At 70.9% G+C, this 19,031-nt stretch carries 21 protein-coding genes; 14 read left to right on the top strand and 7 right to left on the bottom strand.

Annotated features, from left to right (window positions below):
* Positions 1–8: 8 nt before the first annotated feature.
* Positions 9–998 (bottom strand): carbohydrate kinase family protein, encoded by a 990-nt coding sequence (locus OO71_RS41465; RefSeq protein WP_156096817.1) that lies wholly within the window; start codon positions 996–998, stop codon positions 9–11.
* A 146-nt stretch (positions 999–1,144) separates the two neighbouring features.
* On the opposite strand from OO71_RS41465, the gene OO71_RS41460 reads away from it, so the two are divergent.
* Positions 1,145–1,324, top strand: a complete 180-nt coding sequence (locus OO71_RS41460; protein WP_033295590.1) for a hypothetical protein — start codon at positions 1,145–1,147, stop codon at positions 1,322–1,324.
* 61 nt (positions 1,325–1,385) lie between these two features.
* Here OO71_RS41460 and OO71_RS41455 read toward each other — a convergent pair whose 3' ends face one another.
* Positions 1,386–1,763 (bottom strand): HesB/IscA family protein, encoded by a 378-nt coding sequence (locus tag OO71_RS41455; protein WP_033295558.1) that lies wholly within the window; start codon positions 1,761–1,763, stop codon positions 1,386–1,388.
* Between the two features lie 144 nt (positions 1,764–1,907).
* On the opposite strand from OO71_RS41455, the gene OO71_RS41450 reads away from it, so the two are divergent.
* Together OO71_RS41450 and OO71_RS41445 are read left to right on the top strand one after the other, a co-directional pair.
* Positions 1,908–2,567, top strand: coding sequence for a DUF3043 domain-containing protein (locus OO71_RS41450; protein WP_033295557.1), 660 nt, complete (start codon positions 1,908–1,910; stop codon positions 2,565–2,567).
* A gap of 79 nt (positions 2,568–2,646) precedes the next feature.
* Positions 2,647–3,636 (top strand): aldo/keto reductase family protein, encoded by a 990-nt coding sequence (locus OO71_RS41445; RefSeq protein WP_033295556.1) that lies wholly within the window; start codon positions 2,647–2,649, stop codon positions 3,634–3,636.
* Here OO71_RS41445 and OO71_RS41440 read toward each other — a convergent pair whose 3' ends face one another.
* Entirely contained in the window at positions 3,637–4,326 is a 690-nt protein-coding gene (locus tag OO71_RS41440) for an IspD/TarI family cytidylyltransferase (RefSeq protein ID WP_033295555.1), read from the bottom strand.
* Between the two features lie 79 nt (positions 4,327–4,405).
* On the opposite strand from OO71_RS41440, the gene cobT reads away from it, so the two are divergent.
* The gene (gene cobT / locus OO71_RS41435) at positions 4,406–5,467 is read left to right on the top strand and encodes a nicotinate-nucleotide--dimethylbenzimidazole phosphoribosyltransferase (RefSeq protein WP_033295554.1); all 1,062 of its coding nucleotides are present in this window, start codon (positions 4,406–4,408) and stop codon (positions 5,465–5,467) included.
* Between the two features lie 72 nt (positions 5,468–5,539).
* Here the strand turns inward: cobT and OO71_RS41430 are convergent, their stop codons facing one another.
* A complete protein-coding gene (locus OO71_RS41430) occupies positions 5,540–6,643 on the bottom strand; it encodes a branched-chain amino acid aminotransferase (RefSeq protein WP_033295553.1) in 1,104 nt (367 codons plus the stop codon).
* A 115-nt stretch (positions 6,644–6,758) separates the two neighbouring features.
* Here OO71_RS41430 and OO71_RS41425 point away from each other — a divergent pair, with 115 nt between their 5' ends.
* Positions 6,759–7,052: a hypothetical protein gene (locus tag OO71_RS41425; protein WP_033295552.1), complete on the top strand. Its 294-nt coding sequence runs from the start codon at positions 6,759–6,761 to the stop codon at positions 7,050–7,052.
* On the opposite strand, the gene OO71_RS41420 is transcribed toward OO71_RS41425, so the two are convergent.
* Together OO71_RS41420 and OO71_RS41415 are read right to left on the bottom strand one after the other, a co-directional pair.
* Positions 6,994–7,671, bottom strand: coding sequence for a ribonuclease FAU-1 family protein (locus tag OO71_RS41420; protein ID WP_033295551.1), 678 nt, complete (start codon positions 7,669–7,671; stop codon positions 6,994–6,996). The genes OO71_RS41425 and OO71_RS41420 overlap by 59 nt on opposite strands.
* Positions 7,664–8,515 carry a hypothetical protein gene (locus OO71_RS41415; RefSeq protein ID WP_033295550.1) on the bottom strand — a complete coding sequence of 284 codons (852 nt, stop codon included), beginning with the start codon at positions 8,513–8,515 and terminating at the stop codon, positions 7,664–7,666. Before OO71_RS41415 ends, OO71_RS41420 begins: the two co-directional genes overlap by 8 nt.
* A gap of 100 nt (positions 8,516–8,615) precedes the next feature.
* Here OO71_RS41415 and OO71_RS41410 point away from each other — a divergent pair, with 100 nt between their 5' ends.
* Together OO71_RS41410 and OO71_RS41405 are read left to right on the top strand one after the other, a co-directional pair.
* Entirely contained in the window at positions 8,616–10,118 is a 1,503-nt protein-coding gene (locus OO71_RS41410; protein WP_033295549.1) for a leucyl aminopeptidase, read from the top strand.
* A gap of 118 nt (positions 10,119–10,236) precedes the next feature.
* Positions 10,237–11,208 (top strand): SMI1/KNR4 family protein, encoded by a 972-nt coding sequence (locus OO71_RS41405; protein ID WP_033295548.1) that lies wholly within the window; start codon positions 10,237–10,239, stop codon positions 11,206–11,208.
* A gap of 1 nt (position 11,209) precedes the next feature.
* On the opposite strand, the gene OO71_RS41400 is transcribed toward OO71_RS41405, so the two are convergent.
* Positions 11,210–11,557: a hypothetical protein gene (locus OO71_RS41400; RefSeq protein ID WP_033295547.1), complete on the bottom strand. Its 348-nt coding sequence runs from the start codon at positions 11,555–11,557 to the stop codon at positions 11,210–11,212.
* 192 nt (positions 11,558–11,749) lie between these two features.
* Here OO71_RS41400 and lpdA point away from each other — a divergent pair, with 192 nt between their 5' ends.
* The 7 genes from lpdA (at position 11,750) to lipB (ending at position 18,892) form a co-directional block, all read left to right on the top strand.
* Positions 11,750–13,123 carry a dihydrolipoyl dehydrogenase gene (gene lpdA, locus OO71_RS41395; protein WP_033295546.1) on the top strand — a complete coding sequence of 458 codons (1,374 nt, stop codon included), beginning with the start codon at positions 11,750–11,752 and terminating at the stop codon, positions 13,121–13,123.
* 55 nt (positions 13,124–13,178) lie between these two features.
* Entirely contained in the window at positions 13,179–14,951 is a 1,773-nt protein-coding gene (gene sucB, locus OO71_RS41390; RefSeq protein ID WP_033295545.1) for a 2-oxoglutarate dehydrogenase, E2 component, dihydrolipoamide succinyltransferase, read from the top strand.
* A 102-nt stretch (positions 14,952–15,053) separates the two neighbouring features.
* Positions 15,054–16,151 carry a serine hydrolase gene (locus OO71_RS41385; RefSeq protein ID WP_033295544.1) on the top strand — a complete coding sequence of 366 codons (1,098 nt, stop codon included), beginning with the start codon at positions 15,054–15,056 and terminating at the stop codon, positions 16,149–16,151.
* A gap of 4 nt (positions 16,152–16,155) precedes the next feature.
* Complete coding sequence (locus tag OO71_RS41380; protein WP_033295543.1) at positions 16,156–16,632, top strand: ArsR/SmtB family transcription factor; 477 nt, start codon at positions 16,156–16,158, stop codon at positions 16,630–16,632.
* Positions 16,633–16,647: 15 nt separating this feature from the next.
* Positions 16,648–17,526 carry a TIGR01777 family oxidoreductase gene (locus OO71_RS41375; RefSeq protein WP_033295542.1) on the top strand — a complete coding sequence of 293 codons (879 nt, stop codon included), beginning with the start codon at positions 16,648–16,650 and terminating at the stop codon, positions 17,524–17,526.
* Positions 17,527–17,528: 2 nt separating this feature from the next.
* On the top strand, positions 17,529–18,152 hold the full coding sequence (locus OO71_RS41370) for a phosphatase PAP2 family protein (RefSeq protein WP_156096818.1): 624 nt from the start codon (positions 17,529–17,531) through the stop codon (positions 18,150–18,152).
* Positions 18,149–18,892, top strand: coding sequence for a lipoyl(octanoyl) transferase LipB (gene lipB, locus OO71_RS41365; protein WP_033295540.1), 744 nt, complete (start codon positions 18,149–18,151; stop codon positions 18,890–18,892). The genes OO71_RS41370 and lipB overlap by 4 nt, the downstream gene beginning before the upstream one ends.
* Positions 18,893–19,031: the final 139 nt, after the last annotated feature.

The raw sequence follows: 19,031 nt of genomic DNA, 5'->3' as shown, positions 1-19,031 counted from the left end.
GACTTCGGTCAGGCAGGCAGCACCGGCGCGATTTCGTCGGCGGCTTCGGGGCCGAAGGCCTCGCGGAGCCGGGTCAGGGCGTCGACGCGCTCGAAGGTCCACTCCTGCGTACCCACGGTTTCCAGCACCAGCACCGCGATCAGCGAGCCCAGCTGCGCAGCCCGCTCCAGGCCGAGGCCACCGTCGATGGCGGCGAGGAAGCCCGCCCGGAAACCGTCGCCGACGCCCGTCGGGTCCGCCTTGCCGCGTTCCGGAACCGCGCCGATCTGCAGCGCCGTCCCGTCCCGGCCGATGATCTCCACGCCCTTCTCCCCCAGCGTGGTGATGCGCAGGCCGACCCGGTCGAGCACGTCCGCCTCGGTCCAGCCGGACTTCTGCAGCAGCAGTTCCCACTCGTAGTCGTTGCTGAAGAGGTACTTCGCCCCCTCGATGAACGCCCGGACCTGCGCCCCGTCCATGCGCGCGAGCTGCTGCGACGGGTCCACCGCGAACTCGTACCCGCGCTGACGGCACTCCTGCGCGTGCCGGACCATGCCCTCGGGGTCGTCCGGGCTGATCAGCACGAGGCTGAGCTCACCGGCGCGGTCGGCGATGGGCTTGATCTCGATGTTGCGGGACTCGGCCATCGCACCGGCGTAGAACGTCGCGATCTGGCACAGGTCCTCGTCCGTGGTGCACACGAAACGCGCGGTGTGCGCGACCTCGGACACCAGCACGCCGGAGGTGTCCACGCCGTGCCGCTCCAGCCACGACTGGTAGTCGGCCCAGTCCTGGCCCACCGCGCCAACGAGCACCGGCTGCACACCGAGCACGCCGAGGCCGAACGCGATGTTCGCGCCGATGCCGCCGCGGCGCACCACGAGGTCGTCGGCCAGGAAGCTCAGCGAGACCCGGTGCAGCTGCTCGGCGACGAGCTGCTCGGCGAACCTCCCCGGGAAGTGCATCAGATGGTCCGTCGCGATGCTGCCGGACACGGCGATCCTGGGCTTGTCTGCCACCGGTTCTCCTCGTGAGCTGTCGGGTACGCGCCGCGGCGCAAGTTACCCGCTGGTCATGACCCGTCCGGGTAGTTCCCGCGCCGGGTCCCGACACTACCGGCTGGTACCGCTTTTCCGGGCGGGTCCTGCTCAATACCGTGACCGGAGTGAACCCCGCGACCGAACCCGAAACGATGGGCGAGCTGATCGCCGACTGCGCCCACCTCCCGTCCACGCTGTGGCCCTCGGCCGCCGGCACGCAGCTGCCGCGCCCGCGCGCCGCCCAGCCGTGGACGGTCGACGACGCCTGCCACGCGCAGGTCGCCGACCTCGACGCCTACGTCTGAACCTGAGCACGAAGAAAGGGCCCCGGCGCGTTGCCGGGGCCCTTTCTCGTGGTGGGGCAGCTCAGTGGAAGCTGTCACCGCAGGCGCACGAACCCGTGGCGTTCGGGTTGTCGATGGTGAAGCCCTGCTTCTCGATGCTGTCGACGAAGTCGATCACGGCTTCGGACACGTAGGGCGCGCTCATCCGGTCGACGGCGACCCGGAGGCCGTCGAAGTCGCGGAACAGGTCGCCGTCCAGCGTGCGCTCGTCGAAGAACAGCTGGTAGCGCAGGCCCGCACAGCCGCCGGGCTGGACGGCGATGCGCAGGTGCATGTCGTCGCGGCCCTCCTGATCGAGCAGCGCCTTCGCCTTGGCGGCCGCGGCGTCGGTCAACGTGACGCCGTGGGTCTCCTCGGCGGTCTCGGCCTGCGCCGCACCGGTCTGCTCAGCGGTCGTCATGGCACTCCCTCTTGGTCGAACTCGCTGCGGGTACATCTCGTGTCTTACGTTCCAACACGCGATCCACCCGATCTGTTCCCCTCCATCGTCGCACATGCCACGACCTGGTGAACAACGTCGTGACGCCTGCAATACCCTGGTGAGGTGAGGTTCCTGCGCCGAAGCGCCCCTGATCCCGCCGTCACCGACGCCGCCGCCGAGTCCGACGGCGCCGAGTCCGACGTCACGAGCAAGTCGTACACGCCGGCCAAGGGCAAGGCCACGCCCAAGCGGCGCGAGGCGGAAGGGCGCAAGCGCGGGCCGGTCGCGCCCCCGCCCACCAGCATGCGCGAGGCGATGAAGCGCAACAAGGAACTGCGCAAGGCCAACCCGGCCAGCAAGGAAGAGCGCAAGCAGGCCGCCCGCGAGCGCCGCGAACGCATGATGTCGGGCGAGGACAAGTACCTGCCGGCGCGCGACCGCGGGCCGGTGAAGGCGTACGTCCGCGACCTCGTCGACTCCCGGCGCAACATCCTGGGCCTGTTCATGCCGCTGGCGATCCTGGTGTTCGTCGCGCTGCTGGTCCCGGCGCCCGCGGTGCAGCAGTACATCACCCTGGTCTGCATGGCGATGCTGCTGGTGATGGCGATCGAGGGCTTCGTGAACGGCCGCAAGATCTCCCGCCTGGTCCGGGAACGCTTCCCGAAGGAACCGTCGACGGCCATGCGCGGCGTCGGCTGGTACGCCTTCGTGCGGGCCAGCCAGATCCGCAAGCTGCGGGTCCCGAAACCGCGGCTGCGCGCGGGCGACCCGATCCCGAACTGAGACGCGGATCACCCTCACGAACCGGATCCGGGACCGGCCAACTCGTTAGCTGAGCGAACGAACCATCTACGCTGTCCGCATGGAGTTTCGACGTCTCGGCCGCAGTGGCCTCAACATCAGTGAGATCTCCTACGGCAACTGGCTGACCCACGGGTCCCAGGTCGAGGAGGAGCAGGCGCACGCCTGCATCAAAGCGGCGCTCGACGCCGGGATCACCACCTTCGACACCGCCGACGCGTACGCGAACACGGCGGCGGAGTCCGTGCTCGGCCGCGGGCTCAAGGGGCAGCGCCGGGAGAGCCTGGAGATCTTCACGAAGGTCTTCTGGCCAACCGGACCCAAGGACCCCAACGACAAGGGCCTCTCGCGCAAGCACGTCATCGAGTCGGCGAACGCGTCGCTCAAGCGGCTCGGCACCGATTACGTCGACCTCTACCAGGCGCACCGCTTCGACCGCACCGTCCCGCTCGAAGAGACCATGCAGGCGTTCGCCGACCTGGTCCGCCAGGGCAAGGTGCTCTACGTCGGCGTCTCCGAGTGGAACGCCGAGCAGATCGCCCGTGCCGCGGTACTCGCCCGTGAGCTGCGGATTCCGCTCGTGTCGAACCAGCCGCAGTACTCGATGCTGTGGCGGGTCATCGAGGCGCAGGTCGTGCCCGCGTGCGAGCGCGAGGGGATGAGCCAGATCGTCTGGTCGCCGGTGGCCCAAGGCGTGCTCACCGGCAAGTACCAGGCAGGTCAGCCGCTCCCGTCCGGATCGCGCGCGACGGACGTCAACGGCGGCGCCGACATGGTCAAGCGCTTCCTCGACGACAGCACGCTCACCGCGGTCGCGAAGCTCGAGCCGCTGGCCAAGGAAGCCGGGCTGTCGATGGCGCAGCTGGCCGTGGCGTGGGTGCTGCAGAACCCGAACGTCGCGTCGGCGATCATCGGTGCCTCGCGGCCGGAGCAGGTGCACGAGAACGTGAAGGCGGCCGGGGTGAAGCTCGAACCGGAGCTGCTGAAGGCGATCGACGACGCGCTGGCCGACGTCGTGGTCACCGACCCGGCGCTCACCGTCTCGCCCTGATCACCGCTGCAGCAACCGCTCCGCCACCGCGAGGTCGTGCGGGTAGGTGATCTTGAGGTTCTCCGCGCTGCCGGGCACCCAGCGCACCGGCAGCGCGGAGAACCGCTCCATGCACGAGGCCGTGTCCGTACCCAGAAACCCTTCTGCCGCAGCCTGTTCGTACGCCGCCAGCAGTAGTTGCGCCCGGAAGCCCTGCGGGGTCTGCACGCGGATTGCGCCGGGAAGCGGCCCCGCGACGGTGTCCCCCGCCATCGCGACCACGTCGTCCGCGCTGAGGCCCGGCACCGCTCCTCCGTCGGCCCGGGTCCGGGCCAGCACCGAATCGATCAGCTCCGGCGTGACCAGCGGCCGTGCGGCGTCGTGGAGCAGGACGGCGTCCACCGTGCCGTCGGCGATCCGCGGGGCCAGGTGGCGTAGCGCGTTCAGCTCGGACGCTTGCCGCGTCGGCCCCCCGGGGACGACCTCGACCGGGCCCGGAAGGGCGGCCAGCACCTCGCCGGCCAGGTCCGCGTCCTCGGGCCGGATCACCAGCACCAGCACGCCGATCGCGGGTACCGCGGCGAACGCCGCCAGCGACCACGCGACCACGCGCCTGCCCGCGACCGGCAGGTAGACCTTGTTCAGCGCGGCGCCCACCCGGGTGCCCGCGCCACTCGCCAGCACGACCCCGGCCGCCGTCGATTCCGCCACGCCGACCGACCCTAAAGGCCCGCCCGCGGCGGCGGTAGGTTGGGCGCCGGGAGCCCACCGGCGAAAGGAACCCCTGGCTGTGGAAACGCCTGCCATCGAGTTCGGCGAGATCGAACCGCCGAGCGACCAAGCCCGGTCGGGCGCGATCGCATTGCACGACAAGCTCGTGAAACCCGCAGGCTCACTCGGCAGGCTGGAGGAGCTGGGCGTCTGGATCGCGTCGTGCCAGGGGCAGGCGCCGCCGCGGCCGTTCACGCGTCCTCGCGTGGTGGTGTTCGCAGGCGACCACGGCATCGCGAAGAAGGGCGTCTCGGCGTATCCGGTGGAGGTCACGTCGCAGCTCGTCGGGACCATGCTCACCGGCGGCGCGGCGATCAACGTGCTTGCCGCGGCGGCGGGCGCGGGGGTGCGCGTGGTCGACATGGCCGTGGACACCGAGGAATCCGCGATGCGGTCGATCGGCGAGTTCAAGGTGCGCCGCGGGTCCGGCTCGATCGACGTCGAGGACGCGCTTACCGACGCCGAGGTCCGGGCGGCCGTGACGGCTGGGCGGACAGTCGCCGATGCCGAGGTCGACGGTGGGGCGGATCTGCTTGTCGCGGGTGATCTGGGGATCGGGAACAGCACGCCTGCGTCGGTATTGGTTGCTGCCCTCACCGGGACTGAGCCGGTGGCTGTGGTGGGGCGTGGTTCGGGGATCGACGACAACACGTGGATGCGTAAGGCTGCTGCGGTACGCGATGCGTTGCGGCGGGCGCGCGTGGTGGTGGCGGATCCGTTGGCGTTGCTGCGGACGTCTGCCGGGGCGGATATTGCTGCCATGGCTGGGTTTCTCGCGCAGGCGGCGGTTCGGCGGACGCCGGTGGTGCTGGACGGGCTGGTCGTTTGTGCTGCCGCGCTGGTTGCCGAGGAGCTGGCGCCGGGGGCTCGGCGGTGGTGGATGTCGGGGCAGTTGACCGGCGAGCCCGCGCATGCGCTTGCGTTGGAGCATCTGGATCTCGGGGCATTGCTGGATCTGGATGTGCGGCTCGGGGAAGGGACCGGGGCGGTGACGGCGTTGCCGTTGTTGATGATGGCTGCCCGGGTTTTGGCGGAGATGACCACCCACGAGCAGTCGGGGGTTTCCGGGCCGCTTGGTTGAGTGGGTCCAAAGCCGTGAAGGGAACCATCACGGAATCAGATTCCCTCATGGTTCCCTTCACGGACTTGTGGGTCAGTTCAGCGGGATCAGCCAGCCGTCCGGGCCCTTGTGGGTGCCTTCCTGGATGCCGACCAGGTGTTCGCGCAGGGACATCGTGACCGGGCCGGGGCGGCCGCCGGACACGGAGAACTCGCCGCCGCCGTGCTTTACGTGGCCGACTGGCGTGATCACTGCCGCGGTGCCGCAGGCGAAGACCTCGGTGAGTTCGCCGGAGGCTGCCGACTTTTCCCACTCCTCGGTGGAGATCCGGCGTTCCTCGACCGCGTGCCCGGCGTCCTTTGCCAGCTGCAGCAACGACTTCCGGGTGACGCCCGGCAGCAGTGAACCCGTCAGCTCCGGTGTCACCACGCGGACGTCGTCACCCGAGCCGAAGACGAAGAACAGGTTCATCCCGCCCATTTCCTCGACCCAGCGGCGCTCCACCGCGTCCAGCCAGACCACCTGGTCGCAGCCCTTCTCCACGGCCTGCGCCTGCGCCACGAAGGACGCCGCGTAGTTGCCTGCGCACTTCGCCGCGCCGGTGCCGCCCGGGGCCGCTCGCACGTACTCTGTGGACAGCCACACGCTGACCGGCTTCACGCCGCCGGTGAAGTACGACCCGGCTGGCGAGGCGATCACCGCGAACACGTACTCCGCGGCCGGCTGGTTGACGCCGAGACCGGTGGTGGTGGAGATCATGAACGGGCGCACGTACAGCGAGTCGCCCGCGTTGGTCGGGACCCAGCGTTCGTCGACCGCGACGAGTTCGCGCAGTGCGGCGACGAAGGTCTCCTCGGGCAGTTGCGGCATGGCCAGCCGGGCGGCGGACTCGCGGAACCGCGCCGCGTTGGCGTCCGGCCGGAACGCGGCGACGGTGCCGTCCGGCTGCCGGTACGCCTTGAGCCCCTCGAAGATCGCCTGCCCGTAATGCAGCACCGACGTGGCGGGGTCGAGCGTGAACGGCTCGTACGGGCCCACCGTCGCGTCGTGCCAGCCCTTCTCCGTGCTGTATTTCACGGTGACCATGTGGTCGGTGAAATACGTGCCGAAACCCGGCTTGGCAAGTACCTCGGCAACGCGCTCAGGGCTCGCGGGGCTCGGGTGCGGGACATGAGTGAACTGCGTTGCTGTGGTCATGGCTAGACGATAGCGCTTGGTCGGACGCGCGTTAGTCGGAAGTCCTCCGGTTTCACTCGCCGCGCCGGTCCACGCTCGAAGCGTCACAGCCCCGCGATGGCCCTACGATGGCAGGGTGAGCACTCAACCCGCACGCCAGGCCACGCCCGGCGCCGGCCCGGACGTGAAGACCTTCGGCTCCGCTGCCCTGCTGACCTTCGGCGCCGGGATGCTCGGCATGGTCGGCTGGGGCCTGCTCTCGAGCGGGTTCGGCTTCTTCCTCGGCCTCGTCGCCGCCGGCTTCGGCATCTACTGGTGGAAGAGCCTGCACGGCCGCGTGTTCCCGCAGCCGGTACCCACCCGATCGGTGGTCATCCTGCTCGTCCTCGACGTGGTGCTGATGGGGATCCTGCTGCTGATCGCCCTGTAAGACCCGGGGGCAGCCGCGGTACCGCCCAGCCCGGGTCCGGCCGGAACGCCGTGTGCGTCCCGTCGAAGGGAAAGGCGCCCCGGTCCGCCAGTGCGCCCAGCCGATCGCCTTCCGCGCGCAGCCGGTCCAGGTCCGCCGAGGTGAGGCGGCCCGCTTCCACGGCCGCCTCGGCTTCGTCCTCGTCCTTCCACTGCCAGCCCGCGCCCGGCGTCACCACCAGGTCGAGGACGCCGTCGATCCGGTCCGGGCCGGTCGCCGTCCGGCCGCGCGGCAGCTCGAGGTTGACGTACCAGTCGCGGAACCGCCCGTCCGGCTCGAAGAACCACCACACCGACGACCAGGTCCCGTCCGGGATCAGCCGCAGCGTGGAGCTGCCGTGCCAGACGTCGGGCACCATCACGCGCGGGGTACGGAACCGCTGGTCCAGCGGGGCGTCGCGCATCCGGCGGCCGTCGGACAGCCGGCTGCCGACGATCGGGGTACCGGCCGGGATCCAGCCGAGCAGCGCGTCACCGTCGTCGGCGATCACCCGCAGCGGATGGTGCTGGCCGATGCTCCCGTCGGGGCGGAGAAAGCGTTCGACGACCGTCTCCCCCGGCGCCCAGCGGTGCTCAGTCATGCCCGCCACGGTAGCGGCGGATCCGCACCCGCAGCACGAGTTCCGCGACCGTGCCAAGCCCGGCCACGAGCACCGCGACCCACACCGGCACGAACACCGCGGCGACCGCTGCCCCGAGACCGCCCGCGAAGCCGGGTAGCTCGCCGGACGGCGCGTACCGCTCGCGGGCGTCGGTGAACGTCGTCAGCGCGGCCGGAACCGTCGCGAGCACCACGACCACGGTGAGCAGCGACTGGAGCTGGCCCGCGTCCGCCGCGTAGAGCAGGTCGCGGAACGCCGTCCCGGACAAGCCGAGCCGCACCGGCCCCAGCTGCAGCAGCACCACCACGGTCACCACCACCGCGACCAGCCCGAGCGCGAGCGCCCGTCCGGTGCTGCGGCCGTCCGAAACGAGGAACGGCAGCACGATCACCGCCGCCACGACGATCGCGGCAACGTTCGGCGCGCCTATCCCACCCGCCTTCGCCACCGGCGCGACGGCCAGGCACAACGCCACCAGCACCGCCGCGGCGACCAGCAACAGCCCCAGCAACCATTTGACGAGCAACTCGGGCAACCGCAGCCCGGCGAAGTCCGCCGCGGCGACGAACACCACGAGACCGGCAGCGGCGTACGCGGGCTGCTGCGGGAACACGTACGCGCCGAAGGCCAGCGCAAGCACCACGACCTGCGCAAGCCGGGAAATGCCGCCGACCCATCGGTCCGCCTGACCGTCGCCGAGCATGGGCAGCCGGACGGCTCCGGCAGCCACCAGCGCGGCGATCACGACCCCGGCGAGCAGCCAGTACCCGGCCCCGGCGGCCCCGGCCGCCAGCACCACCAGCAGCGCTCCGGCGAGGCGCACCACGATCCCCTTCCCAAGTAGGTCGGCTCTGTCATTAGCATGGCTCACGATCGACCGGACAGACCGCCCGGTACCACCGCGACGTCGCGAGGAGCCAGAAGTGACCGTGCCGAAGCTTGCCCTCACCGAGAACACGGACGCGGCAGTGGGCAAGACCCGCGCCGACGTCCTCGTGATCGGCACCCTGCAGGGCGAGGACGGGCCCGAACTGGCCGCCGGAGCGGACGTCGCCGACGCGGCGTTCGACGGCAAGCTCGCCGACGTGCTGGGCACCCTCGGGGCGACCGGCAAGGCCGAGGAGATCGTGAAGCTGCCGGCGCTGGGCAAGCTGCCCGCGGGCGTCGTGCTGGCCGTCGGGCTCGGCAAGCAGAAGGACGGCACCGTCACCGCGGAGCAGGTCCGCCGCGCTGCCGGGGCGGCCGCCCGCGCGCTGAGCGGCACCGACCGGGCGTTCGTCACGCTGTCTGCGCTCGACCTGCAGGCCACCGCGGAAGGCGTTGCGCTGGGCGCGTACGCGTTCACCGAATACCGCTCTGCCAAGGGCGACGGCCCGCTCGCGAAGGCCGACCTCGTGAGCCCGGCCGAGGGCGCCCCGCGCGACCACAAGGCCACGCTCAAGGCGGCCACCGCGATCGCCGAGTCGGTGATCATCGCCCGCGACCTGATCAACACCCCGCCGAACGACCTGTACCCGGCGTCGTTCGCGGACCGCGCGAAGAAGCTCGCCGAAGCGAACGGTCTCGACTTCGAGGTACTCGACGAGAAAGCGTTGAAGCGCAAGGGTTTCGGCGGCATCCTGGGCGTCGGCGGCGGGTCGGCGCGGCTGCCGCGGCTGCTGCGGGTCGGCTGGAAGCCGGCGAAGGCGGGCAAGAAGGTCGCGCTGGTCGGCAAGGGCATCACGTTCGACTCCGGCGGCATCTCGATCAAGCCTGCGGCGGGCATGGACCACATGACGTCGGACATGTCCGGCGCGGCTGCGGTCCTCGCGTCGGTGGTGCTGGCGGCGAAGCTGAAGTACCCGGTCGAGGTCACCGCGCACATCCCGCTGGCGGAGAACCTGCCGTCGGGCAGCGCGTACCGCCCGGGTGACGTGCTGACGATGTACGGCGGCAAGACCGTCGAGGTCCTCAACACCGACGCCGAAGGCCGCCTGGTGCTGGCTGACGCGATCGTGCGCGCAGCCGAGGAGAACCCGGACTACCTGATCGAAACGTCCACGCTGACCGGCGCGCAGGTGGTCGCGCTGGGCAACCGCACCGCAGGCGTGATGGGCTCGGACGAGTTCCGCGACCGGGTAGCAACGATCATGCAGTCCACCGGCGAAGGCGGCTGGGCCATGCCGCTGCCGGACGAACTGCGCGCCGACCTGGACTCCCGCCTGGCCGACCTCGCCAACGTGAGCGGCCACCGCTGGGGCGGCATGCTGGTCGCCGGAATCTTCCTGCGCGAGTTCGTGGCCGAGGGCCTGCCGTGGGCCCACATCGACATCGCGGGCCCGTCGTTCAACACCAGCGCCCCCTGGGGGTACACCGGCAAGGGCGGCACCGGCGTCCCGGTCCGCACCATCGCCGCGGTACTGGCCGACATCGCCGACCAAGGCTGAGCGCTGCCCCAATGCCACATTGGGTGCGTCAGATGCACCCAATGTGGCATTCGCTGCGTCAGATGCACCCAATGCCACATTGGGGTGCTTTGAGCGGCGCTATGGCACCCTCGCGGGCATGCAGCGCGACGAGTATCTCGAGACCGCCGTCCGGGACGTCCTGACCGGCGACGACCACACCATCGACCGCCGGGTCGAACACGCCGCGCTGCTGCTCGCGACGGCGGGCGCCCACGATCAAGCCGACCGCCTCATCACCCACTGGCAGTCGGCGACCGACCGCCCGGCCACCGCCCTCCTCCAAACCCGTGCCTGGGCAATGCTTTTCGAAGCCCGCCACCACCGTCCACAATGGGCAGCCGCCCTCCCGCCATTGGACCTGGACGCGGAAGAACGGGCCCACACCGCACTTCTGCATCGCCAGGTGTCCGATGTAGACGGTCTCTTCGACGGATCCCTCGTGGCCGACGTGGTTTCCGCCATCGCCCCCAAACGCCAAGACCCGATCCGCAACGCCCTGGCCGCACCAGACCTTGCCGCCTGGGCAGCCCTCGTGGAGTCCCATCCGGCCCCGGACGTAGCCACCCTCGCCGCCACCCGCCCGCTCGCGCGCCAGCTCGCCGACGGCGCCGACCCACTCGGCCTCGGCAGCGAATGGCCGGAACAATGCGCCGCCGCGTTGATCGCCGCCCTGCACGAACGACACCCCACCGGTCCGTCGACCTGGTCAGAGCTGATAGCCGCCATCACGCACCTGCGCGGCCAGCACCCGAACGCCCCGGCCACCCCGGCCGAGATCGCCGCGGCCGAACACCGCTTGGGCACACGTCTCCCCGAGGACTACCGAGACTTCCTCACGACGACCGACGGCCTCCCCGCCGACGTCGTCTTCCCCCGCCTGCTGCCCACCACGCAGCTCCGCAGAGACGGCGACGTGATCATCGCGTCCGACCCCGCCACGATCCTGCTCACCCAGAGCGACGGAGACTGGCACGCGATCGAGGTGGACCTCACCTACGGCAGCACCGCGCACCCGTCGTTCCGCGCACTGCTCGAACACCACCACCGGTTGCTCGAAGCCAGCGCGTGAATCAATGCCCCGGGCGGCGTTTCTGCCGTTCGGTGTAGTCGCGCATGCGCTGCGGGTAACCGACGCGCGAAACCTCGTACACCGGGATCGTGTGCTTCTGCCCGAACCGCTGCGCGGCTTCGAGGCTGCCGATCCGGCGGCGGGTCCATTCGCCGTCGTGCGCGATGAGCACCACAGTGGTGTCGGTCACCGTGGTCCGCGGCTCGACGAACGCCTCCACCCCGCGCCGCGCGGCGGCCCATTCTTCCAGGTAGCGGGTATCGGCCGAGCCACCACCGCGTCCGCCGGACGGGCCGGGGCCACGTTTGCCGCGACGGCGCAACGAGTCGAAGATCCCCACTCCGACCACCTCTCTTCCTGCGGGAGTCCCGCCTCCATTATTCCCGCACCCGCGTGTGGCCCGTGTCGCACCGGCTGGTTGCCCCGGCTAGGTCGCAACGCGGATCGGCGTAGTGACAAGATGGCGGTGTCGCGCGCGCGGTTATACCGCGTGCGGCGGCGACCGAAGCTCCACCCCTGACGCTGCCGAGGAGTTATTGAAGTGAGCGACACCTCCGCCGACCTCGTGATCCTGGGAGGCGGATCGGGCGGCTACGCCGCGGCTTTCCGCGCGGCCGAGCTGGGCCTTTCCGTCACGCTGATCGAGAAGGACAAGCTGGGCGGGACCTGCCTCCACCGGGGCTGCATCCCGACCAAGGCCCTGCTGCACGCCGCCGAGGTCGCCGACGAGACCCGCGACGCCGAGTCGGTCGGTGTCAAGGCCGCGTTCGAGGGCATCGACATCGCGGGGGTGAACAAGTACAAGGACGGCATCGTCGCCCGCCTGTACAAGGGCCTCCAGGGCCTCGCCAAGGCGCACAAGGTGAACCTGGTCGAGGGCACCGGCCGTTTCGTCGGCGGTACGACGGTCGAGGTCGACGGCACCCGCTACACGGGCAAGAACGTCATCCTCGCCACCGGGTCGTACTCGCGCTCGCTGCCCGGCCTCGAGCTCGGCGGCCGCATCATCGCGAGCGAGCAGGCGCTCACGCTCGACTACGTGCCGAAGAAGGTCGTGGTGCTCGGCGGCGGCGTGATCGGCGTGGAGTTCGCGAGCGTGTGGGCCTCCTTCGGGGTGGACGTCACCGTGGTCGAGGCGCTCCCGCGGCTGGTCCCGAACGAGGACGAGTTCGCCTCCAAGCAGCTCGAGCGCGCGTTCCGGCGCCGCAAGATCACCTTCAAGACCGGCGTGAAGTTCACCGGCGCGAAGCAGGACGACAACGGCGTGAGCGTGTCGCTGGAGTCCGGCGAGACGCTGGAGGCCGACCTGCTGCTGGTCGCCGTCGGCCGCGGCCCGAACTCGGCCGGGCACGGTTACGAGGAGGCGGGCGTCAAGATCGACCGCGGCTTCGTGCTCACCGACGACCGCCTGCGCACCAACCTGCCGAACGTGTACGCGGTCGGCGACATCGTGCCGGGCCTGCAGCTCGCGCACCGCGGTTTCCAGCAGGGCATCTTCGTGGCCGAGGAGATCGCCGGGCTGAACCCGCGCGTGATCGACGAGCGCGGCATCCCGCGCGTCACCTACTCCCACCCCGAGGTCGCCTCCGTCGGGCTCACCGAGGCACAGGCCAAGGAGAAGTACGGCTCGGACGTCACCACGTTCACCTACGACCTCGGCGGCAACGGCAAGAGCCAGATCCTCAAGACCTCCGGTGGCGTGAAGCTGGTCAAGGCCCCGGACGGGCCCGTCGTCGGCGTGCACATGGTGGGCGACCGGGTCGGCGAGCTGATCGGCGAAGCGCAGCTGATCTACAGCTGGGAGGCGTTCCCCGAGGACGTCGCCCCGCTGATCCACGCGCACCCGACCCAGACCGAGGCTCTCGGCGAAGCGTTCCTCGCGCTCGCCGGCAAGCCGCTGCACGTGCACAGCTGACCCCGCACGAGCACAATCCAGACCACGTCTTACCGATCAAGGGAGCCAGCGAACAATGGCCTACTCCGTCACGCTGCCGGAGCTCGGCGAGAGCGTCACCGAGGGCACCGTCACCCGGTGGTTGAAGCAGGAGGGCGACACCGTCGAGGTCGACGAGCCGTTGCTCGAGATCTCGACCGACAAGGTCGACACCGAAGTCCCGTCGCCGGTCGCCGGCACGGTGGTGAAGATCAGCGCGAAGGAAGACGACACCGTCGAGGTCGGCGGTGAGCTCGCGGTGATCGACGACGGCACCGGTGGCGTACCGGAATCCTCCGCTCCGGCTCCGGCCGCTCAGGAGACTCCGGCGGCTCCGGCGGCACAGGCAGCTCCGGCTCCGGCTCCGGCGCAGGAGGCACCCGTTGCCGAGGCTCCGGCCGCGGCTGCCCCGGCCGCTCCGGCGTCCGGTGGCTCCGGCACCGAGGTGAAGCTGCCCGAGCTGGGCGAAAGCGTCACCGAGGGCACGGTCACGCGCTGGCTCAAGCAGGTCGGTGACAGCGTCGAGGTCGACGAGCCGCTGCTCGAGATCTCCACGGACAAGGTCGACACCGAGGTCCCGTCGCCGGTCGCCGGCACCGTGCTGGAGATCCGCGCGGGCGAGGACGAGACCGTCGAGGTCGGCGGAGTGCTCGCGGTGATCGGCGCCGCAGGTGCCGCCCCGGCTGCAGCTCCGGCCCCGGCTCCCACGCCTGCTCCGGCTCCGGCTCCCACGCCCGCTCCGGCGCCCGAACCGGTCCAGGAAACCAAGCCTGCCCCGGCCCCGGCGGCTCCGGCAGCCGAGGCTCCGGCGGCGGCAGCGTCGTCGGACAACGGTGCCAACGGTTCGGCGGACGGCCCGTACGTCACGCCGCTGGTCCGCAAGCTCGCCACCGAGCACGGCATCGACCTCGCCGCGCTCACCGGCAGCGGGGTCGGCGGCCGCATCCGCAAGCAGGACGTGCTCGCGGCGGCCGAGGCGAAGCAGAAGCAGCAGCCCGCGCCCGCCGCAGCTGCCCCGGCCCCGGCGGCAGCCGCCGCCCCGGCCGCTCCGGCACCGCGGGCCGCCGTGTCGCCCGAGGTCGCCGCGCTGCGCGGCACCGTGCAGAAGGCGAGCCGGATCCGGCAGATCACCGCCACCAAGACCCGCGAGTCGCTGCAGGTTTCGGCGCAGCTCACGCAGGTGCACGAGGTGGACGTCACCAAGGTCGCCAAGCTTCGCCAGCGCGCGAAGGCGGCGTTCAAGGAGCGCGAAGGCGTCAACCTCACGTTCCTGCCGTTCTTCGCGAAGGCGACGGTCGAGGCGCTGAAGCAGCACCCGAACGTCAACGCGTCCTACAACGAGGACACGAAGGAGATCACCTACCACGGCGCCGTGCACCTTGGCATCGCGGTGGACACCGAGCGCGGCCTGCTCTCGGTCGTGATCCACGACGCGGGCGAGCTGAGCCTCGCCGGTCTCGCGCACCGCATCGCCGACCTGGCGGCGCGGGCAAGGGCCAACCAGATCAAGCCGGACGAGCTCACCGGTGGCACCTTCACCATCACGAACCTCGGCTCCAACGGCGCCCTGTTCGACACGCCGATCATCGTGCAGCCGCAGTCGGGCATGCTCGGTACCGGCGCGGTGGTGAAGCGCCCGGTCGTGGTGGCCGACGCCGAGGGCAACGACACGATCTCGGTCCGCTCGATGGTGTATCTGCCGCTCACCTACGACCACCGCCTTGTCGACGGTGCGGACGCGGGCCGCTTCCTCACCACGATCAGGCAGCGCCTGGAAGAGGGCAACTTCGAGGACGAACTGGGTCTCTGACCCGGGCACCGGCGGCCTCCGCACCCGAGGGTGCGGAGGCCGCCGTCGTCTCCGGGAAATCCACTATTCCGGAATTACGGATTTTCGGAGTACCGTGGTGGCATGCTGACTCGCCGCCGCCTGCTGACCGCTGCCGCCGTGGCCGGTCCGGCCGCCCTGCTGCTGCCCGGCATCGCCCGCGCGGCCGAGCCGGACCTGTCGACACCCGAACGATGGCTGGCGCGTTTCGCCGCCCACCGCAATGACGTGTCGGCCGTGTTCGACGACGGCGTCCGGCATCGGCTGCACCACCTCCCGTCCGTGGCGCGACCGCTGGCGTCGGCGATCAAGGTCGTGCACCTTCTCGCGTACGCGACCGCGGTCGCGGCGGGACGGCTCGATCCGGCTGAACCCGTGCGCGTCGGCGACTGGGACGCCCGGCACCCGTACCTCGGGGACGGTCCGGTCGGCGCCGGAAATCACCACACTGCGTTGACCCACTTGGGAATTCCGTGCGACGAATTCGGCGTCGCGAAGGATCCCGAACGCCGGGTGCCACTGGGCAAGCTCGCGGAGCTGATGATTCTCGTCAGCGACAATTCCGCGGCCGACTACCTCCGCGCCCGGCTCGGTGACCGGGCGCTGCGCGCGGCTGCGGCCCGCGGCGGCTGGCCGTCGCCGGACGTCCGGATGTTCAGCGGCGAGACGCTGTTGCTGTTCTTCCCCGAATACGGTCCACCGCCAGGCAGTCCGGTCACCGTGCGCCGCGCCGCCGGGGACGCGTTGTCCGCCCGGTTCGCGTGCGATCCGTCCTTCCGCGCCCGGGTGGTGCCCCGTGCCACCGAGCAGCCGCCGACCGAGCCGGACCTGCTGGCGTGGACCGGCGAAACCGGCCGGGGCACCGCGGCGCAGCTCGCCGGGCTGCACCACGAAATCGCGCTGGGCCGGGACGAACCCGCGGAACTGGCCCGGGAAATCCTCGGCCTCCAGTTCGCCGGACACCAGCCGCCGGTGCTCTTCAAAGGCGGCAGTCTGCCCGGCGCGCTGGTCCTCGGCGTCGACCTGGTCTGGCCGGATCGCCGCCCGGGTACCGGCGTGGTGGTGCTGCAGCACTCGACGCCCGCGGACCTGGAGCATGCGGACGTGCTCCTGCGGCTCGGCGCCGACGCGCTGCGCAGCCCGGCCACGTTCACGGCGCTGGAGCACGCGCTGGGACACTGACCGCATGACCGAAGATCTCGCCGAGCGCGTCGCGGAGCTGGAACGCCGGGTAGCCGTGCTGGAGGCCCGGCCTGCCGAGTCCGGTCCGGACGGGATCGTCGGATACCAGGGCGAGCTGGTGGATCCCGAGCTGCGCTGGGCGATCCGGCTGAGCACGCCCGCCGTGCTCGACCTGCCCGACGCTCCCCGCGCCGCCGTGCTCGCCGCGCTGGCCAGCACCGACCGCATCGCGCTGGTCCGGCTGCTCGCCCGCGACGGCCCGCAGACCGGCGCGGCGCTGCAGGAGGCCGCGGAACTCGGGTCGCCAGGGCGGCTCTACCACCACCTCAAGGCACTCACCTCGGCCGGGCTCGTGGAGCAGGACCGCCGCGGCAGCTACCGGCTCCGGCCGACGGCCGCGATTCCCGCGCTGGTCCTGCTCACCGCTTCCGCCGATATCGCCGGCCAGCTGCGGCCGGGCGTGCACGGCGCGGCCGGATAGGACACGATCGAAGACATGCGGGTACTCATCGCGGGCTCCGGCGGGCTCATCGGCACCGCGCTGACCGGACGGCTGCGCGAATCCGGCCACGACGTGCGGCGGCTCGTCCGGCGCACGGCGCAGGCCGCGGACGAACGGGGCTGGGACCCGCCGTCCGGGCGGATCGACGACGGTGCCTTCGACGGCGTCGACGCGGTCGTGAACCTGTGTGGCGCGCCCCTGCTGCCCGGCCGCTGGAGCGGGATGCGCAAACAGCAGCTGCTCGACAGCCGGGTCGAGCCCACCGAGGTGCTCGCCGAAGCGGTGGCCGAACACGGCATCGGGGTCCTCGTGAACGCGTCCGCGGTGGGCTATTACGGCAACACCGGGTCCACTGTGGTCGATGAGAACACCAAGGTGGGCAAGGGTTTTCTCGCCGAGCTCTGCACGGCATGGGAAGGCGCGACCGCAGCCGCGGCGGGTGCCCGGGTCGTCTCCGTGCGCACCGGTCTCGTGCTCGCGCGGCATGGCGGTCTGCTCGACGTGTTACGTCCGCTCTTCCGTGTCGCGCTCGGCGGGCGGCTGGGCAACGGACGCCAGTACCAGCCGTGGATCGCGCTGGAGGACGAAATCGGTGCCCTGGTGCACATCCTGGAGCACGACACGCTGTCCGGACCGGTCAACCTCACCGGACCGTCGCCGGTCACGAACGCCGAGTTCACCCGCGCCCTCGGCCGCGCCGTGCATCGTCCTGCGCCATGGTGGGTCCCTGGTGTCGCAATGAAAATCGCGCTCGGACAGGCCGCCGAGGAAATGGTGTTGTACGGGCAGCGCGCTCTGCCGCGGAAGCTGGAGAACAGCGGGTACGAATTCCGGCACCGCACGGTGGACAGCGCACTGTCCGCGGCGACGTGACGATGCCGCGCGTCCGGTGGATCGTCACCGGCCTGGTGGTGTTCGCCGCGTTTTTCGTGCTGGGTTTGCTGGTGGACCGGCAGCCCCTGCAGCTGGACCTCGAGGTCGCGAATGCCTTGCGCGGGCAGGAAATCCGCCCGGCCGGACAGATCGCGGGGGTGCTCACGAGTGTCCTCGGCCCGGTGCTGCCGTACGTGCTGGGGGTGGTGCTCGTCGCGGTGGTGCTGCGGGACCGGGCGCAGTTCTCGCTGTGCGTACGGCTTGCCGTGGTGCTGGCGCTGTGCCGGCTGACCAGCGTCGCGTTCAAGCCGGTGTTCATGCGGCAGCGCCCACGCGTGTACCCGGAGCTGAGCTACCCGAGCGGGCACGTGGTGTCAGTGGCCGCGACGGGGCTGGTCGCGGTGCTGCTGTGCGCCTGGGTGCTGCCGCGGTTCGTGCGGTGGGCGCTGTGGTGCGCAGCGGTGGCGACGGTGCTCGCCGCGGCCTGCCGGATCGTGCTCGGCGTGCATTGGGTCACCGATACCGTCGGCGCCGTGCTCGCGGTGCTCGGCGTCGGCCTGGTGTCAGCTTCCGCACTCCGGTTACTGCCCGGTCCGGTGCCGGAAAGGCGTAGCCTCGACGAGTGAGTTCTTCGAGTGCAACCTGCCGTGCCACTGCCGAACCCGTCGCTGTCCGCGAACTCGGCACGATCGAGTACACCGAGGCCTGGGACCTGCAACGGGACACCCTCACCGCCCGCGCCGACGGCACCGGTCCGGACACCCTGCTGCTGCTGGAGCACCCGTCGGTGTACACCGCGGGCAAGCGCACCGAACCCGAGGACCGGCCGGTCGACGGCACCCCGGTGATCGACGTCGACCGTGGCGGCAAGATCACCTGGCACGGCCCCGGCCAGCTGGTCGGCTACCCGATCCTGCAGCTCGCCGACCCGATCGACGTGATGCACTACGTGCGCCGGCTGGAAGAGGCGCTGATCGTGGTGTGCGAGCGGTTCGGCGTGAAAACCGGCCGCGTCGAGGGCCGCAGCGGCGTGTGGATCCCGGCCGACGAACGCGGTATCGAACGCAAGATCGCCGCAATCGGCATCCGCGTGCAGCGGGGCGTCACCATGCACGGGTTCGAGCTGAACTGCAACGCCGACCTGGCCGCGTTCGACAACATCGTGCCGTGCGGCATCCGCGACGCGGGCGTCACGTCGCTGTCGTACGAACTGCAGCGCGACGTCCCGGTGTCCGAGGTGCTGCCGGTGGCGCGCGAACTGGTGCTGGCAGCGCTCGAAGGCGACCTCCCGGTGAACGACGACCGCTGGCTGCCGCGCCCGGAGACCCCCGCCGCCCCCGGCGTCACCTTCGCTCTGCAGAACTGACGGTCTCTTCAAGTCCGTGAAGGGAACCTTCACGGAATCTGGGCGGATTCGAGGGGTGGTTGCAACGCGGGTGGTTAGTTGGTGTGGGTGAGGAGTGTAGTGAGGCGTTCGGCGGGGGTGTCCCAGTCGAGTGTTTTGC

The sequence above is a fragment of the Amycolatopsis jejuensis genome, assembly GCF_000717335.1.
Classification (GTDB): Bacteria; Actinomycetota; Actinomycetes; order Mycobacteriales; family Pseudonocardiaceae; genus Amycolatopsis; species Amycolatopsis jejuensis.
The sequence above is the reverse complement of the archived record's forward strand: the minus strand, read 5'-3'. Positions and strand labels throughout refer to the sequence as shown.

Bases quoted from the DNA above. Each gene is read 5' to 3' on its own strand.
- OO71_RS41370 (WP_156096818.1), top strand. From the start codon at position 17,529: ATGCCGCGCGTCCGGTGGATCGTCACCGGCCTGGTGGTGTTCGCCGCG.
- OO71_RS41455 (WP_033295558.1), bottom strand. From the start codon at position 1,763: ATGACGACCGCTGAGCAGACCGGTGCGGCGCAGGCCGAGACCGCCGAG.
- OO71_RS41420 (WP_033295551.1), bottom strand. From the start codon at position 7,671: ATGACTGAGCACCGCTGGGCGCCGGGGGAGACGGTCGTCGAACGCTTT.
- OO71_RS41375 (WP_033295542.1), top strand. From the start codon at position 16,648: ATGCGGGTACTCATCGCGGGCTCCGGCGGGCTCATCGGCACCGCGCTG.
- OO71_RS41380 (WP_033295543.1), top strand. From the start codon at position 16,156: ATGACCGAAGATCTCGCCGAGCGCGTCGCGGAGCTGGAACGCCGGGTA.
- OO71_RS41430 (WP_033295553.1), bottom strand. From the start codon at position 6,643: ATGACCACAGCAACGCAGTTCACTCATGTCCCGCACCCGAGCCCCGCG.
- OO71_RS41385 (WP_033295544.1), top strand. From the start codon at position 15,054: ATGCTGACTCGCCGCCGCCTGCTGACCGCTGCCGCCGTGGCCGGTCCG.
- sucB (WP_033295545.1), top strand. From the start codon at position 13,179: ATGGCCTACTCCGTCACGCTGCCGGAGCTCGGCGAGAGCGTCACCGAG.
- OO71_RS41405 (WP_033295548.1), top strand. From the start codon at position 10,237: ATGCAGCGCGACGAGTATCTCGAGACCGCCGTCCGGGACGTCCTGACC.
- OO71_RS41445 (WP_033295556.1), top strand. From the start codon at position 2,647: ATGGAGTTTCGACGTCTCGGCCGCAGTGGCCTCAACATCAGTGAGATC.